The 18718-nt window shown below is 34.4% G+C and carries 13 protein-coding genes and 2 pseudogenes; 1 reads left to right on the top strand and 14 read right to left on the bottom strand.

The window, feature by feature from the left end; genetic code table 11:
• Positions 1-112: 112 nt before the first annotated feature.
• From BN999_RS21200 to BN999_RS03565, 14 genes and pseudogenes are all read right to left on the bottom strand, one after another.
• Complete coding sequence (locus tag BN999_RS21200) at positions 113-715, bottom strand: zinc-binding dehydrogenase (RefSeq protein WP_373453622.1); 603 nt, start codon at positions 713-715, stop codon at positions 113-115.
• A gap of 105 nt (positions 716-820) precedes the next feature.
• Positions 821-1221 (bottom strand): annotated as a pseudogene (locus BN999_RS21205) (alcohol dehydrogenase catalytic domain-containing protein); the annotation flags it as partial.
• 210 nt (positions 1222-1431) lie between these two features.
• Positions 1432-3156 carry a thiol reductant ABC exporter subunit CydC gene (cydC, locus tag BN999_RS03510; protein ID WP_096270009.1) on the bottom strand — a complete coding sequence of 575 codons (1725 nt, stop codon included), beginning with the start codon at positions 3154-3156 and terminating at the stop codon, positions 1432-1434.
• A 1-nt stretch (position 3157) separates the two neighbouring features.
• Positions 3158-4885 carry a thiol reductant ABC exporter subunit CydD gene (gene cydD, locus BN999_RS03515; protein ID WP_096270010.1) on the bottom strand — a complete coding sequence of 576 codons (1728 nt, stop codon included), beginning with the start codon at positions 4883-4885 and terminating at the stop codon, positions 3158-3160.
• 405 nt (positions 4886-5290) lie between these two features.
• Positions 5291-5557, bottom strand: a complete 267-nt coding sequence (locus BN999_RS20965) for a peroxiredoxin family protein (protein ID WP_255247389.1) — start codon at positions 5555-5557, stop codon at positions 5291-5293.
• Positions 5558-5961: 404 nt separating this feature from the next.
• Positions 5962-6705: a hydrogen peroxide-dependent heme synthase gene (hemQ, locus tag BN999_RS03525; protein WP_096270011.1), complete on the bottom strand. Its 744-nt coding sequence runs from the start codon at positions 6703-6705 to the stop codon at positions 5962-5964.
• 141 nt (positions 6706-6846) lie between these two features.
• Entirely contained in the window at positions 6847-7560 is a 714-nt protein-coding gene (locus BN999_RS03530) for a 5-formyltetrahydrofolate cyclo-ligase (protein WP_096270012.1), read from the bottom strand.
• Positions 7561-7782: 222 nt separating this feature from the next.
• Complete coding sequence (ahpF, locus tag BN999_RS03535; RefSeq protein ID WP_096270013.1) at positions 7783-9309, bottom strand: alkyl hydroperoxide reductase subunit F; 1527 nt, start codon at positions 9307-9309, stop codon at positions 7783-7785.
• A gap of 13 nt (positions 9310-9322) precedes the next feature.
• Complete coding sequence (ahpC, locus tag BN999_RS03540; RefSeq protein ID WP_096270014.1) at positions 9323-9886, bottom strand: alkyl hydroperoxide reductase subunit C; 564 nt, start codon at positions 9884-9886, stop codon at positions 9323-9325.
• 325 nt (positions 9887-10211) lie between these two features.
• A pseudogene (locus BN999_RS03545) lies at positions 10212-10598 on the bottom strand (FAD-dependent oxidoreductase); the annotation flags it as partial.
• 444 nt (positions 10599-11042) lie between these two features.
• Positions 11043-12491, bottom strand: coding sequence for a MocR-like pyridoxine biosynthesis transcription factor PdxR (gene pdxR, locus BN999_RS03550; protein ID WP_096270016.1), 1449 nt, complete (start codon positions 12489-12491; stop codon positions 11043-11045).
• 344 nt (positions 12492-12835) lie between these two features.
• Complete coding sequence (gene pyc / locus BN999_RS03555; protein ID WP_096270017.1) at positions 12836-16276, bottom strand: pyruvate carboxylase; 3441 nt, start codon at positions 16274-16276, stop codon at positions 12836-12838.
• Positions 16264-17448, bottom strand: coding sequence for a putative lipid II flippase FtsW (gene ftsW / locus BN999_RS03560; RefSeq protein WP_096270018.1), 1185 nt, complete (start codon positions 17446-17448; stop codon positions 16264-16266). The genes pyc and ftsW overlap by 13 nt, the downstream gene beginning before the upstream one ends.
• A 154-nt stretch (positions 17449-17602) precedes the next feature.
• Positions 17603-17884, bottom strand: a complete 282-nt coding sequence (locus BN999_RS03565) for a YlaN family protein (protein WP_096270382.1) — start codon at positions 17882-17884, stop codon at positions 17603-17605.
• A gap of 230 nt (positions 17885-18114) precedes the next feature.
• Between BN999_RS03565 and BN999_RS03570 the strand changes: the two genes are divergently transcribed.
• On the top strand, positions 18115-18597 hold the full coding sequence (locus tag BN999_RS03570; protein WP_096270019.1) for a hypothetical protein: 483 nt from the start codon (positions 18115-18117) through the stop codon (positions 18595-18597).
• The last annotated feature ends 121 nt before the right edge of the window (positions 18598-18718 follow it).

Here is an 18718-nt window from a genome sequence, read left to right on the forward strand (position 1 = left end):
ATTACAGACAGTGAAATGTACCATTTTTGTTCCAATATACCATTAATGTTTTTTATAATACTTTGAAATAAAAATCTTTATTAAAGAGACTAGGGAGATATCCCTAGTCTTTTTATACTTGGTATGATTTATCTATAATTAAAATCGGTTTGATTACAGAACCATTTGAGGAATCAGCGAACGCTCGATCGACATCTTCTAATTCATAAAATTTCACCAATTTTTCAATAGGGAATTGACCATTTTTAAAGAATGTAACCAGTTTTGGAATGATTAATTGTGGTACTGCATCCCCTTCGATTACACCACGCAATGTTAATGAGTTTGCAACTACATCGTTAAAAACATTAAATGTTAAGTCGCGCTTACCGACAGCCACTGTTGCACATATACCTTTCACGCGTAAGCAATGCAGTGCAGCTAATGTAACTTCTGGGACACCCGTCGTTTCGAATGAGTAGTGAGCACCTTTCCCTGTTATTTCCTTAATTTTTTCAACTGGATCTTCACTTTTGGAATTAATTATGTGTGTTGCACCTAGCTCTTTCGCAAGCTTTAAACGACTATCGTGAATATCTACCGCAATAATTGGATAACACCCGGCTATTTTTGCAGCTAACATACCACTTAATCCTACAGCACCTGTACCGAAAACAACAATGCTATTACCTGGTTCAGGGTTGATAGAATTTAATACCGTGCCGCTACCAGTCATAATACCGCAACCAAATGGTCCTAAGTAGCGTAAATCTACATCTTTATCTACTTTAACTATATTATTTTCATCTACTGTAGTGTACGTAGCAAAGGACGATTGACCAAAGAAGAGTGATACATCTTGATTTTCTTCCGTTGTAAGTGGTGTATCACCATATTGATTTTTACCACCGTAGTTAAGTTGAATCATGTTTTCACAACCACCTGCATTACCTTCTAAACAGTTATCGCAAATACCACAGTAAGCAAAGCCTAATACTACGTGATCACCTGGTTTAACAGATGAAACGTTTTCCCCGACTTTTTCAACAATACCAGAGCTTCGTGACCTAATACTACTGGGGATGGTACTGGAATGGTCCTATCAAGAACTGTTGCGTCGGTATGACAAACACCGGAAGCAACTAGACGAACTAATACTTCGCCAGCCTTCGGTTCAGCTAAATTTAAAGTTTGTTTTTGAAAATCCTTTTCAGTAGTTGTAACCATAGCATCAATTTTCATTTAAATACCTCACTTTATTTATTAGTTTTACAAATTAATAATCGCCTTATACGTTATTTTTATACTTTAAAGAAGTAAGTATTAAGTGGACTATTATCGTTGTAAATTCATTTTTCTTGACATTAATCAATTGTTAAAAGCACTGGCTATGAGTGGTAAATATTGTGTGATGAAAAACTGGCCAGAAGTGGTAGATTCTTATTGCCGTAATCAATTTATAAATACACTTTGCTCAATTTGTTTTACCTTATAGAAATATCCTTTATTCTCCATGAGATCGTCATAAGTTCCTATCTCTACAATTTTACCTGATTCCATTACTATAATCTGATCCATATTTTCTAGTCCAGTTAGGCGATGACTAATAAGTACAACTGTATCCTTTTTCGCTTCTTCAAAAAGGTAGTTATAAATATATTTTTCCGTCAATACATCCATGGATGAGGTCGGCTCATCTAGAAACCATATTGGAGCTTTCTTTAGCAATACTCTTGCAATTGCGAGTCGTTGTTTCTCACCTCCTGAAAGGTTCTCTCCTTTTTCTAGAACCTGGTCGTTTAACGTAAAATGATGGAGTTTAACTTTTTCTAATACATTTTCCATCTCTTTGTCTGATAATTCGTTCTTGGCAATCATTAAATTGTCACGAATAGTTCCATAAAAGAAATGATTCTTTTGAAGTACAACGTTTGTGCTTTTCCAAATGCTTTCTTGCGATAATGTATTCATCGATTTATTATTTATATAAATCTCACCTTGTTTTACGGGGTATATTTGTAATAATAATTGCATCAATGTTGATTTTCCAGACCCGCTAGGGCCAACAATTACTGTTTTGGAACCAGATGGTAAATTAAATGAAACATCAGATATTGTATTCTTTGAATCATTAGGAAACGCAAATGATAAATCATTCACTCTAATATACGGAGATTTCTTTAAAGACAATTTTTCTTTACTTTCTTTAATCGTTTCCTGTTCATGTTTTATACTTACAACATTGTTCAGTCTTGTTGCTGCTTGTCTGCTATCTTCCAAATAACCTGGAAATACCGACATGGATGTAGTATTTTCAAATGCCGTTAATGATACCATCACAAGCATTGCAAGGTAGATCCCATCAAGCTGTTCTATAGAAACTAAATAAGCTCCAAAACCTAGAACAGTAAACGACACTAAAAAGGATAAGAAAGTATTGGAAGACTCACTCAACAATTTATAAATACTTTCATTTTCTTGTTCCTTTAAATAGACATCTGCAGAATTACGGAGTCTGATTTCTTTTATCTCTAATTTTTGATATATTTTCAGGTCGCGAAATCCAAATAGAAATTCAGATACTTCTGTAGATAGTTTACCTCTACTATCCCTGACTCCCCGCTCTACTTTTTTTTGCCTAAATGCGATGATTGCTGGAAAAATAAATGTTGTCACAATAAAACCGATAAGTATAATCAATGTTACCTCGATTGAAAAATAGGTAACGAAGAAAATAGTACACAAAAAGACTAACAACAAAACAATTGGCGGGTAAAATACACGTAAAAAGAAATTTTGCAATGATTCTACATCCCCAACAATCCTGGAAAGGAGGTCTCCACTTCTATATTTTTGAAAGTTAGCTGGTGCTAATCTTTCGATCTTCTCGTAAAAAGAAACACGTAAATTGCTTAACATAGTAAAAGTCCCTCGATGTGAAAAATAACGCTCTCCATAACGAATTAATGCTGAAATAATTCCTAGCAGTTTAACAGAAGCTACGAGAATCATTAACGTGTAAATAGGCGGTTCTAGAGCGGACTTTGAAATTAAATACCCACTTAATGCAAATAGACCAATAGCTGTTATACCAGCAACAAATCCACAAAGAATGGAAATTATAATATCTCTTTTCTCCACAAACATTACCTTGCTAATCACGATTAAATCTTTCATTCTAAAAACCTCCCTGCTGTACCGAAACCATATTACGGTACGCTTCATTTGATCGTAGCAATTCTTTATGAGTACCGGATGCTACTATCACTCCATTTTCCATATAGAGTATCTGGTCAGCATTTTTAATCGTATGTAGACGATGCGCAACAGTTATAACTATGGATTTCTTCGATAACTCTTTCATTGAGGACTGCAAGATGTGTTCTGTTTTTAAATCTAAGCCAGTTGTCGGCTCATCAAATAAAATAATAGATGGACATTTTAAAAAAGCTCTAGCGATAGCGATTCGCTGTCTTTCTCCACCAGAAAGACCCCTTCCTGCTTCTCCAATTGGTGTATCATATCCATTACGAAGTGATTGGATTAACTCAGAAATTCCGGCTTTTTGAGCGGCCCTTACTATGTCTTCTCTCGCAGTATTCGTATTTCCACCAATAGCAATATTTTCTGAAATAGTACCCGAGAAAAGATATGGATCTTGTGAAATATAACTTATTCCATCAAACCAATCCTTTTCACTGTACAATTTCCGTGGGCTTTCATTTAAAAATACTTCCCCTTTAGAAAGTGGAACAAGACCAGCAATAACATGTAATAACGTTGTTTTTCCAGATCCTGTCTTACCGACTATTGCAATCTGTTCAAATGGCTTTATTAACAAATTAATGTTTTGTAAAGAAAATAAATCATTTTCACGGTAGCTAAACTCCGCTCCCCGTATTTCAATGGAAGGTGGAGTTGAACTTTTTAATCTTTGCTCCCCCCATTCAACGGACTTTACAGTAGATGCTAATTCATTTTCTAGCTTATTGGCTGCACCCAAACTTCCTCTTCCTGTATGGAAAGCGCTACCTAAGTCTCTTAATTTCGTATAGAATTCTGGTGCCAAGACTAGCATTAGAAATCCAGTGTAAAATGATAGGTCATGAAAAATGATCATACCTAAAGCTACATCTAAAGCAACAAGCCCAATACTTAGCATGGAAATAAATTCTAATGTTAAGGAATTCTGAAAAGCAATTTTTAAAATATCCATCGTCGAATCCCTAAAGCTTAGACTACTTTTTCGAATAGCTTCGTTTTGTTCTTTTGATTGGCTATATAATTTAAGGGTTGTAAGCCCTTGTATGGTATCAAGGAACTTCCCCGAAAAACCTCCCATCTTATTTAATTGTTCTTCCGTTTTATCTTTTGTTTTATTGCCAATTACTATCATAAATATAGGAATAAATGGTGCAGTAAATAGAATAATAATTCCTGTAGCTATATGCTCTGTAAAAATAAAGATAAGAATCATAATAGGTATAATACTAGCCTGAAACAGTTGCGGAATATAACTACTAAAATAACTATCGACTTCGTCCACAACATCCATCACCACACTTACCTTTTTACCTGACTGCCCTTGGATCGATAACTGAACTGGACTAGCAAAGAATTTATGCAGAAGTATGTTTCTTAGATCACGCTTCACTTTAGAAGCCATCTTAATACCAATTCTTCCACTTAAATAATTGAACAGAGTTCTTGCAAATAATATTGCTAATAGCCCAATTAATAGGGGAATTATTTCAGGGAATGAATAATCTTTTATGAAAATATAATCTACAATTGTGACAAACAAGTAACTCTGTCCAATAATTAATGTTCCTGATAGTATAGCAAAAAAACCTAATAAAAATAATTTCCCTTTTTGCTTCTTTGCCATATCTTTAAGCACAATCATTATTTTTCCTCCCGAACCTATTAGTGAATACTTTCACAAAATTATACAAAACAAGTCTGATGCTTGTAAAGTAATAGAAATGCATTTATTGGAATTGTCATTATTAATTCAATAAAACGATTATGATTGCTTCCGGATACACCACTATTCCATGTACTTCAACTCTTCCACCATAAGATCATAATTCATTGCACCCTTTACGATGAATTGTATGACACCTTTCGAATCAATCATATATGATGTTGGGTATGCCCTAAATTGAAATAATTTGAGGTATCGGATGTTTTATTCAACATACCGGGAAAGTCATTTCATGTTCTTTCACAAATTCGATAACATCCTTTTTACCTTTTCCTATTCTGTCGAATTCACAGCTAAAATAACTATATCTTTATTATAAAGCTTTTAAAATTCGGGAATTTCCACTCTACACGGAGAACTACAAGTAGCCCAAAAGTTAAAAATAACACGTTTTCCCCAATAATCTGATAGACGTATTGTTTTTCCCTCAAGTGACTTTAATTCAATGTCAGGTGCAATTTGACCTTTAGAAAGTCCAATTTCACCAAATTCCAAACTACTTGCACTATCCACTTCATCGGTCATTTCTTTAGGTGAATTTATAAAATCTCTAATGATAAACAATTTATCCTCATTTAAGTATAGAAACACCCTGATTTAGTACTTCCAAATCAGGGGTGTTCTTTATGGTCACGGCAGTTTACTATATACTACTATAATCTTTATACCGGAGTGGGATTTTTATTTTTCCGAAAAACATTCTTTAAGAAAGTAAAACTTTATTCAGCTGGTGTTGGAAAGGAAAGTACCATTGAATGTTAGTTGAACGAATCGGACTTTTACTAGATGGTGATCTCCAATACCATTCTATTATTTTATTAGAATTCCTGAAGTGGAAGTCTTACAGTTAATTATGCTGCTGCGATAGAAACTAAATACAGACAATCCTACTAAAAAGATTTCATTTCTATCATATTTTGCTTTCATGGAAATTGTTTGAATATCTAAAGGATTAAGTGTTGAATATATAAGTTAGGCTACTAATCATTAAATTATTATAGATTTAACAGTCGAGTTAACTGCTCTTCACCTAGGTAACTTCCGATATAAAATGTACCGAATTCTGCAAACCTAGCACTCACTTCATCAAAACGCATTTCATAGATTAATTTTTTAAAATCAATAGGATCATCAGCAAATAAGGCTACACCCCACTCATAATCATCTAATCCAACTGAACTTAAAATGATCTGTCTTACCTTACCATTATAACTTCTCCCAATAATACGATGGCTTTTCATCATTTGATTTCTTTCATCAGGGGTTAGCATATACCAGTTATCATTGCCGATACGAAGTTTGTTCATAGGATAAAAACAAATATTGTTCGTTTTAGGTATCTGTGGATACAAACGTTCCCTAATTTTAGTATCACTATAAGGGTCTTTCCCTTCTGGTAAATAGTTAGTTAATTCTACCACAGACACATAGGAAGTTGATTGTGTTGTAAACTTAGCAAACCTCGTTTTATTGATGGCCAATTCAGCCTGTGCTAACTCCTCTAGGTTCGGTCTTAAGAACATGAACAGAAAATCTGCTTTATGACCTAAGATTTGGAAAATCGCATGGCTCCCAGTCTTTTCATCTTCAACAACTTTCCACTGTTTACACACTTCTAATAGTTCTTCTAGAATTTCTCTACGTAACTGCACAGAAATTTCATTCCAGATTTCCCACTTGATTTTTCGAAAATCATTTAAACAATACCATCCCTCAAGTGTTTTAGGTGCATTAGACATACTCCTAACCTCCATTTACATCGCCTAATTATATTTTTTTTACAGATCTATCTTATCTTAATCACAAATTTAAAAAACAACTTTATTAATTATCTATATTAGTAGTTATTATTTATTTAATTTTAAAAGTTGTATGCCCTTTTACCCCCTTGTTAATTCATGTATTTCACATAATACTGGCATATCGATTAATTCTTTTTCAGTTACAATATTCCAGTTTATTCCACTTGGTTTGTCGTAAGTGGAATTCGTTCTAAATAGTTCTGTTTCAGTTGCAATCCAATCAACAGTTAAATCAAATGACTTTTTAGGAATATCCGCTTCAGTTAATTGAGTACTATGAATAGTACTTATTACCGGAATATCTGGATTTCCAAGTTCTCTTATTATTGCGTATTCCCTATCTGCATACCCTGCTCCTTTACCTACTCTTCTACCATCTCTGTTGAGAGCTACAGATCCAACAATAAATAGATCAATATTGGGAATGTCCGAAAGTGCAATTTCTCTACCATAAGATTTCATATGAGAAAGGCTAACCGCCCTTCTTTCCTCACCAACTGGAACCCATTCTGGTTTAATCATGATAAAGCCAGCTCTTAATCTAGGAGTTGGTACAAGTAATATTTTTCCGTCTTTTAGGATTTGAACTCTTATTGGTAATTGTGGAGAATCAGGATTAACCTTAATTACATTTGCTTTCTTATAATCAGGAATCATTGTTACTAGATGCGCTGCACTCTCAGCACCTTTGAAATTAGGAATACGATTGTTCAAAGGAAAGGGGAATCTTCCTAGTTTATGGTCAGTTAAATGTTTCCATTTCATCTCACGAATTTCTTGTTTTGTTATCATAAATAACTCCTACCTTAATAGATACTGTTTAGACTTTTAAGCCATATACCAACTTTAAAAGATATCAAAATACAAACTAATTGAAAGTACTGATTTTATAAATCAACAAACCGGTAAAACTGGATAATCTATTATTCAGTTTTACCGGTGCAAACACTCTATAAGATTGGTTTTTTAACACTTTACTAATTTTCTAGAAACAAAATTTTTTCACGAATAACATTAATTTCGAATAAGATAATCAAATGCACCTAGTGCTGCTGTAGCACCAGATCCCATGGAAATAATAATTTGATTATATGCGCTATCAGTACAATCACCAGCAGCAAACAGTCCAGGTATACTTGTCGCACCACGATTGTTTACAACAATTTCACCGATTCGATTCTTCTCAACAGATTCATCAAGCCAATCGGTATTTGGTACAAGTCCGATTTGAACAAAAACACCCTGTAGTTCAACATGGTTCTCTACTTTTGTCTCGCGATCCATATAGCTAATTCCGTTTACCTTGTCTGTGCCAGAGATTTTTGTAGTTTGAGCATTCTTTATAACATTAACATTTGGTAAACTATACAGACGCTTTTGTAGTACAGTATCTGCTTTTAACTCTGTTGCAAATTCAAGAACTGTCACATGATTCACAATTCCAGCGAGATCAATAGCAGCTTCGATACCAGAGTTACCTCCACCAATAACAGCTACGTCCTTGCCTTCAAACAGTGGACCATCACAATGTACACAGTAGGCTACACCTTTATTCTTGAATTTTTCTTCACCAGGTACACCAATTTTCCGCCAGCTAGCACCCGTTGAAACAATAACACTTTTGCTTTTAAGAACAGATCCATTTTCAAGTTCAATTTCAAACATATTTTTTTTGTCTAGTCGAATTACACTTTGCAAGTTTATAATATCAATATCATAATCTTTCACATGTTCTTCTAAGCTCGCTACAAGTTTAGGGCCTTCTGTACTTTTAACACTGATAAAGTTTTCAATACTCATTGTATCAAGTACTTGACCACCGAACCGTTCTGTAACAATCCCAGTCCGAATGCCTTTGCGTGCTGCATAAATTGCTGCACTTGAACCAGAAGGGCCACCACCAATAACAAGCACATCATACGGCTCTTTTTTAGAAAGTTCTGCTGCATCTGTACCACTTCCTAATTTAGAAAGAATTTCTTCCATGTTCATTCTGCCACTTCCGAATTCTTGTCCATTTAAATAAATAGTTGGCACTGCCATAATGTTTTTGCTTTCTACTTCTTCTTTATTTACCGCACCATCAATCATCGTATGGGTAATACCGGGATTTAGTACACTTATTATATTTAGCCCTTGTACAACATCAGGACAGTTGTGACAACTCAGACTAACGTATGTTTCAAAATGATATTCTCCTTTAATGTTTCTTACTTGTTTAATGATGTTTGGGTCAACTTTCGGAGATCTTCCACTAACTTGTAATAAAGCCATCACTAATGAAGTGAATTCGTGGCCTAAAGGGATTCCTGCAAAAACAATACCTGTATTTTCACCAACACGGTTTACGCTGAAGCTTGGAGTTCTTTCTAAAGTAGTTTCTTCAACAGTAATTTTTGATGACATAGAGGCTATTTCTTCAATCAACGATAGCATGTCTTTTGATACTTGATTAGATCCTACACTAACTTTAAGAACTATATCGTTTTCCAATAATTCAAGGTATTGATATAATGTTGTTTTAATATCGGCTTCCAGCATGTAATCACTCCTCTTATATTTTACCTACAAGGTCAAGGCTAGGTCTAAGTGTATCGGATCCTTCTTTCCATTTTGCAGGACAGACTTCTCCAGGATTACTACGTACATATTGTGCAGCTTTTATTTTGTCTACAAGAATACTTGCATCACGACCAATACCGTCTGCATTAATTTCAACGGTTTGAATAACCCCATCTGGATCAATGATAAAAGTACCGCGGTCGGCAAGACCCTCTTTTTCGTTTAATACTTCGAAGTTACGTGTAAGTGTTTGTGAGGGGTCACCAATCATCGCATAAGTAATTTTGCCAATTTTATCAGAGCTATCGTGCCATCCTTTATGGACAAAATGAGTATCAGTAGAAACTGAAAATACTTCAACCCTAAGTTTTTGTAAGTCTTCGTATTGATCTTGAAGATCCTCAAGTTCTGTGGGACACACAAATGAGAAGTCTGCAGGATAAAAACAAATAACACTCCATTGACCTTTTAGGGTTTCTTCATTTACATCTATAAACTCTCCATTTTTGTAAGCTTTTGCTTGGAATGGTTTTACTTCAGTACCTATTAATGACATAATTAATTTTCCTCCTAATTGTAATTTGGTAAATTAGAATTACCTGTAAATACTATTTATAAACCTAATGAAATCTTTATTAATTAAAACTGGGTCCAATAGGGTTGTTATTATCTCCTAGTCCTAATGGAGTCAATACTCTACCTTTCCTCTTATATATTATTTGTGATTATTTTCACAAAACGGACTAATAATTTGCCTCTATAATATAAATTTAATAATCTTTCCCATTTTTATTTCTATTGGACATGCTTAATTATAATAAATATAAATAACAATTGGACCATCCAGTTTTATAACATTATCCCCAACCACTTAAAACTTATGAAACAATAACACTTCTACTCTTAAGGACTACACCATTTTTTAATTCAACTTCTAATATATCATCATTCTTTTCTATACTATTCACTCGCTGTAAATTAAAGATATCAATACTATAATCTTTTATATATTGTTTGACGCTCACTACAAGCTTAGGTCCCTCAGCAGTTGTAACACTGATAAAGTTCTCCTTACTCAAAGTATCCAGAACTTGGCCTCCAAAACATTCGGTAACAATCCCAGTGCGGTTACCTTTACGTAATGCATTAATCGCCGCACTTGCACCTGATGGGCCACCACCAACAATAAGAAGATCATATGGCTCTTCTTCATAAAGCTCTGATACACTTGGGGAACTACCTAATTTAGATAGAATTTCTTCGATAGTCCCTAAATCTTCTTCACCAAGATGATTAGACCTAAATCTAGAAGTTCTTTCTAATGTTGGTTTCTCAATAGTAATTTTAGTGGATATGGTGACTAGCTCTTCAATAAAAGAAAGCATATTTTTAGAAACATTATCTGATTCTACAATTACTTTAATAACTAAATCGTTACCCACTAATTGAGGGTGTTCGACTAATTGTGTTTTTTACATCAGCTTTAAGCATTGTTTATCACTCCCCTTTTATTTTACTAAACGGTCAAAATTTGATCTAAGTGTACCCGGTCTTCTATTCTATTTATCGGGACATCTTTCATTATAATAAATATAAATAATAAACTGACCCTCCAGTTCTAATACTTTTCACCCAACCACTACTAGCATTTCTTTATACAAAAATGACCCTCAGTTTTACTAAGAGCCACTGTAAATTTATAAAATTGTAATTTATTTGGTTGATATATTAAATGAGTCTGTAAGTACACTAGCAAATCTTGAAATACCTTCTTTGATTAAATCCTTTTCTCCACGACCATAAGTAAAACGTACATAGCCTTTATCTGAACCAAATATTTTCCCTGGAACAAATGCTACCCCCTTTTTTATAGATTCATCCAGTAACTTATATTCGTTAATTTGTTCATCCAACTTATACCATAAATGAATGCCACCTTCTGGAATAATAAACTTCTCTTGATCATTCGATATACTTAATAAGGAATTTATCAATAAATCCCTTCTCTCCTTAAGTTGAATTCTCAGCATCGAAATGTGTTTGTCGAACTCAGGGGATTTTAAATACTCATTAGCGATCCACTGAGGAAATATACTATGCCCGTAATCTACTTGTTGTTTGGCATCTGCTAAACGCTCAATAACCTTTTGTGGACCAATAATCCATCCTATACGTAGTCCAGATGCCACTATCTTAGAAAGCGAACTTACATACACAACATTTCCATTATAGTCAATTGACTTTAAATTTGGACCTATATCCCCATTAAATGAAGTTAACCCATATGGATCATCCTCAATAATTGGGATACCATATTCTGAAGACAATTCTAATATTCTTTTCCGCCTATTTACAGACATTTTTGTGCCGGTTGGGTTTTGATGATCAGGATTTAAAAACAGCATTCGAATACGATGTTTTTTTTGTAGTGATATTATATCATCAGGATTCACACCATATTTATCAACAGGTAATAATAATGTATTAAGTCCAGCTGATTGAAATACAGGCAAAGAATAAAAATATGACGGATTTTCTATTGCAACAGTATCACCTGGTTTCAACAAACATTGTACGATTAGATGAAGGGCTTGTTGTGCGCCAGAAGTAATGAGTATAGACTCAGGAGTAACAGAAATATTCTTATAAATTTTCACGTGATTAGAAATTGTCTCACGTAGCCCTTCATTTCCCTGTGGGTGATCATAGCCTAAATGACCATCGAAAGGATGCTCTGTTAGAATTGAACGAAATTGGTCAGCAGGAAATAGGTCTGGAGCTAATTCACCACTAGCTAAATTAATTAGTTTATTTTTTTGTGTTTCTGTACGAAGTTTCTGAACTAAAGGAAGATTAGGGAGAAATGATCCATCTTCAACATATCTCCCCCAGTTTGGAATACGTTTATGTGATATTCCCCATATGTCTGTACTTATACGCGTGCCACTTCCTTTTATCCTTTCCACTACACCAACAGACTGTAGTTCATCATAAGCTGATACAATAGTGCTACGATTGACATTCAGTTTCTTGGCTAATACCCTCTCCGATGGCAAAGGGTTATCAGGAGAAAACTCTCCAGTTGCAATACCCTTTTCTATATTTTCAGCTATTTGTTTGTAGATAGGCTTTTTTGATGATCGATCTATTGAAAAATCCATATATATTTCATCCCTATTAACCATATTTTATGAATTTAATATATTTTATAATTAAACATACGATTATAAATCTAGACGCCGATGTAGCATAAATTTCAGTTTAAGGTTAAGTTATTACAATGACAAATTTCCTAGTAACTTTCCCCATCTTAGAAAAACTCAAATTCCTTTATCCTTAGTAAGAAAATGTTCTTTTAATTATTTCCTTGGGATAACGTCTTGTAACTTAGCAAGGAGTAGTACCGCTTCCTGGATTAATCAAAGTATGACGACTAGTTTTGGTTAGCTGTACTTATATTCAAGATCTAATTGTTAATAAAGGCGACCAGTTTGGCCGCCAATCTTCATTCAATTTCTATTAATAAATCATTAACTTCAATTGAATCCCCATCATGAACATGAATTGATTTAATTACTCCACTAAATGGCGCTTGAACTGTAGTTTCCATTTTCATGGCTTCTGTTATTACTAACTCATCACCTTTGGCTACTTCCTGTCCTTTTTCACAAACAACTTTAAGAACTGTTCCAGGCATAGTAGCACCAATTTGCTTCTCATTCCCTTTATCCGCCTTAGGTCTCGATGTAACTTGCGTCTGAACACTCTTATCTCGAATGATAACCTGACGCGCTTGACCATTTAGCTCGAAATAAACAACCCTTGTCCCATCTTCTCTTGGTTGCGAAATGGAAATTAATTTCACAATTAATGTTTTTCCTTGCTCAATCTCTATCTCAATAATTTCACCTATATTCATTCCATAGAAAAATGTTGGTGAATCAAGAACAGATACATTTCCATATTCTTCATAAAAATGATGATAATCCATAAATACTTTTGGATATAAAGCATAAGCAATCATATCGAAGCTTGTAACTTGACGGTCCAACGTCTTAAATAATGTATCTCTCATATGTGTGAAGTTGATAGGTTCTAATAATTGACCTGGTCTTTCCGTAATAGGATTCCTACCTTTTAGAATGATACGCTGCAGTTCTTTCGGAAAACCTTGATATGGCTGGCCCAAATAACCACTTGCAAACTCAACAACTGAATCCGGAAAATCAATCGTATCACCTTTTTCATAAACATCGTCTTCCGATAAATTATTTTGCACCATGAAGAGCGCCATATCCCCTACAACCTTAGAAGAAGGAGTTACTTTAACAACATCACCAAACATATCATTGACACGGCGATACATTGTTTTCACTTCATCCCAACGTTCACCTAAGCCAACTGCTTTGGCTTGTTGTTTAAGGTTACTATACTGTCCACCAGGCATTTCATGTTGATAAATCTCGGTATGTGGTGCATTCATGCCACTCTCAAATTCATGATAATATTCACGTACACCTTCCCAGTAATTGCCTAGTTTTTCATAACTCTGTACGTTAATTCTTGGTTGTCTTTCCTTACCTTCTAATGCATGATACAAGGTCTGTGCACTTGGTTGTGATGTTAAACCAGCCATCGGGCCATTGGCAACATCTACAACATCAACTCCTGCATCAATTGCTCGTGCATACATATGGACTCCATTACCACTTGTATCATGTGTATGCAAATGAATTGGAATATCAACTGTTTCTTTCAACTCAGAAATCAAGCGATATGCCGCTTCCGGTTTTAATAAACCAGCCATATCCTTAATGCCTAAAATATGTGCACCGGAAAGTTCAAGTTCTTTCGCAAGTTTTTTGTAGTAAGTTAAATCATATTTCGTTCGTGCTGGGTCTAAAATGTCTCCTGTATAGCACATCGCAACCTCTGCAATTTTATTTTGATCTCGAACAGCTTGAATAGCTGGTCTCATACCTTCTACCCAGTTCAAGCTATCAAAGATTCTAAAAACATCAATTCCAGCACTTGCACTTTTCTCAACAAACTCTTCAATTAAATTATCAGGGTAATTTTTATAGCCAACTGCATTACTTGCTCTTAACAGCATTTGAAGAAGTACATTTGGCATCTTCTCTCTTAAGGACAATAGTCTTTCCCATGGATCTTCTTTCAGGAAGCGATATGCAACATCAAAGGTTGCACCTCCCCACATTTCCACAGAGAATAAGTTTGGCAAAAGCTTTACTGTTGGCTCAGCAATTTTTTCTAAATCCTTCGTACGAATACGAGTTGCTAATAAAGATTGATGAGCATCACGGAAAGTTGTATCAGTCAGTAGTACTTCCTTCTGATCCTTTAACCAATTAGCTAAGCCCTCAGGACCTTTTTCATCTAGGATTTGCTTTGTTCCATTCGTATAATCGAGGTGGTCGAACTTAGGAACAATAGGATTATCAAATGCTGGTTTTGCTTTTTTAGTAATTCCTTCAAAACCATTTACAGTTGTTTCCCCAATAAAGGTAAGCATTTTAGTACCACGGTCTTTACGTTTTGGAAAAACAAATAATTCAGGAGTCTCATCAATAAATGTTGTATTGTACTCTCCAGTAATAAATTGCTGATGAAGCATAACATTTTCTAAAAATGGAATATTTGTCTTAATTCCTCTAATACGAAACTCTTTTAAGTTACGAACCATCTTTTGTACAGTTTGCTCGAAGGTTAATGCCCATGTTGAAACTTTAACTAATAAAGAATCATAATGTGGAGTAATTTCTGCACCTTGGAAGCCATTTCCTGCATCAAGTCGAACGCCAAATCCTCCACCAGTTCGGTAAGCCATAATCTTACCTGTGTCTGGCATAAAGTTATTTAATGGGTCCTCTGTTGTTACTCGGGATTGTATTGCATAACCCTGTGTTGATATTTTATCTTGTTCCGGAATTCCAATAGAGGGTTCATGAATATTTTGACCATCTGCAACTTTAATCTGAGTTTGAACAATATCTACCCCAGTTATTAATTCTGTTATAGTATGTTCTACCTGAACACGTGGATTAACTTCAATAAAATAGAATTCATTGTCTTTTACTAAAAACTCAACAGTACCTGCATTTAGATAATCGACATTTTTCATTAATTGTACAGCTGCATCACAGATTCTTTCTCTTAATTCTTCTGATAATGATAAACTAGGTGCAACCTCTACTAATTTCTGATGTCTTCTTTGTATGGAGCAATCTCGTTCGTATAAATGTACAATATTACCGAACTGATCACCAATAATCTGTACCTCTATATGTTTTGGTTGTTCTATTAATTTTTCAACATAAACTTCATCACTACCAAAAGCCGCTTTTGCCTCAGACTTCGCTCGCTCATAACTTTCTCTTACGGTATTAGCACTTCTTACAATACGCATACCGCGGCCGCCTCCACCCAGTGAGGCTTTTATAATAATTGGATATCCATATGTATCACCAAAGGATTCTACTTCTTCTAGTGAAGTTACTGGACCATCCGTACCCGGTATAACTGGTAAACCTGCTTTAACTGCTTGGCTTCTTGCTCTTACTTTGTCGCCAAACATATTCAAGTGCTCACTTGTTGGTCCAATAAAGATAATCCCTTCTTCTTCGCAACGCTTGGCGAATTCGATATTCTCCGAAAGAAAACCATACCCAGGATGAATTGCATCCACTCCAACACGTTTAGCTATTTCAATTATTCCCTCAATATCTAAGTAAGCATCGATTGGTTTTTTACCTTCACCCACAAGGTAGGATTCATCTGCTTTATAACGGTGATAAGAGCCTAAATCTTCTTTAGAATAGATCGCAACCGTACGAATATTTAGTTCTGTACATGCTCTAAATACTCGTATTGCAATTTCACCACGATTGGCTACAAGAACCTTCTTAATTTTATTTAACTTGACCATTTTGTTCCTCCTTTAATAAACCGATTATTTGGAATATCATTTTCACTTACAGGAGCAAGTTCCCGTTCTTTCTTTTTAACAGTCATAGCAATATTATTTAATACACCCATGGAAGCTAATAATATTAATAATGAAGATCCACCATAGCTTACAAAGGGTAGTGTTACACCAGTTATCGGTAAAATCCCACTAGCAGAACCAAGATTGATGAACGTTTGAATTCCAATCATAGAGGAAATCCCAATTGCTAGTAAAGCACCAAAACTATCATTACATTTTCGAGCAATGAATATTCCTCTTATTACAATTGTTGCAAGAAGTCCAATTACAATTACCACACCTATAAACCCTAACTCCTCTGCAATAACAGCCATAATGAAATCTGTGTGTGGTCCAAATAAATACCCTAGCTTCTGCACACTTTGTCCAAGTCCTTCTCCAGTCAACCCTCCAACTCCTATAGCAACATAAGATTGTATAAGTTGATAACCATCATGCTGTGGTGACTCAAAAGGTTGATACGCCCCAGTAAAACGACTGATTCGTTCATCTGTGACCATACTTGGAATCGCTATTGCCAACAGTATTAATCCTATTGCAATAAGTAAAAACAAATGCTTAAATCGTATTCCAGAACTAAATATAACCGAACAAGCAATTAGGAAAATAATAGCAGCTGTACCAATATCTGGTTGAGCAACAACTAGTCCTAAAATAATTCCGGTTAATATTAATGGCGGAAGTACACCTCTTTTAAAATTGTTTATGTATGCTTGTTTTTTGGAATAGACAGAAGCAAGATACATAATAATACCAAGTTTTGCAAATTCTGAAGGTTGAAGATTAAGTGGTCCAATACTAATCCAAGATTTAGCATTACCTGCACTATAACCAAATAGTCGAACAGCAATTAATAAGAATATAATCCCCAATACAATCAACTTGATTAGTTTTTGATATTTCCTATAAGGAAAAAGGGTACAAAACAAAAATCCAACTAATCCTAGTCCAAACCACTGTAACTGCCTTACTAAATAATGTGTGCTTTCATTTCCTTCGACCACAACAGCCATTACCATGCTGGCACTATATATCATCACAATACCAAATCCAGATAAGACAATTGGTGCAATCAGTAGTGTAAAGTCACAATCTTTTAATTTTCGAAACATCTTGTCCCTCTCCAATTTGCATTTATAGCTGACTAATTTATTTCTCTATGTTTACAAAACCTGTAAACTTGTACTATTAAACAAAAAAACCTTGCCATTCCATATGTAGGCAAAGTTTTTAAACACAAAATACTCCCACACGAAATTAGTGGTATTACACAGACTTTTGTGCCGCATCATGAAGTATGTTTAATCGTCTCTCAAGGTTTTCCAAAAGAGCTTTTCCTTCATCTTCATTAATTAAGTTTAATCGTACTGCAAAGTCAATCTCTCTAGAGAGACCAAACATTTGAGTATCTAAAACTTCCTCATATAATGGACATTGCGGCATGGTAAGGTTATCAATTTGAACTTCAATAAGCCGCAAGATCTTATCAGCATCAGCCTTTAGAAGGGCATAGGCTTTTTCACGATGATCGATCGTAACCTTTTGTATCACAATTATCCCCTCCACCAAAAACAAACCTACCTGTTTATTTTATAAGCTTGTTTCTTGTTTAATCATACATTCCTCTACTATTATATTATCGTTTACACCAGTAAAATGCAAATGTTAGTTTCACATTAAACCATTAATATTACTTAAAAACTCTTTGTCTTTTCAATTAATGGTTATCTCTGATATTCTTAATAGGTGAAAGATTTCTTTAGGAAAGGTGGAAAAACATGATTGTTCCTATACAAGGAAATGTAGCATATCAGATTACAATGGATCCAACCGTTTGGATATTTGATGATCGCAAAATTATTTTAGAAGAGGCGTTTACAAATAACCAGAAAAAAGATGAGGTTGACGAAGCAAAACTAGCTGCAGAAAGATGGGAAAACGCTATAGGTAGAACGGCAAAACCTCCTGTAAATAAAAGCTTAACAAAACACGAAAGAGAGAACATCTTAAAGTATTCTTATTTAATGCCCATAAATGACTTTTTAGATTATGCTGAGATTAAATCAGGTTCAAACAAAGTTACACTTGATACAGATAATGGTGATGTTACTATGACCGTTGAGCAATTATATAATAGCTATTTATTATTTGCGATTGATGGAAAACCACTAAAAGAAGACGGCCCGGTACATCTTTTATTTAAGGATGGTACTAATAAGGATAAACCGATAAAAGGAGTTAAAAAGATTATAATTAATTAATCTTAAACTTACATAGGATAATCGAGGATATATTAAGAGTTACTTCTTAATTCATATCCTCTTTTTTAATAAGTTGTATAATTTAACATCTAATACTCAAAATAACCGTAAGGTATTTCCC

Source organism: Paucisalibacillus globulus, from assembly GCF_900184735.1.
Taxonomy (GTDB): domain Bacteria; phylum Bacillota; class Bacilli; order Bacillales; family Amphibacillaceae; genus Ornithinibacillus; species Ornithinibacillus globulus_B.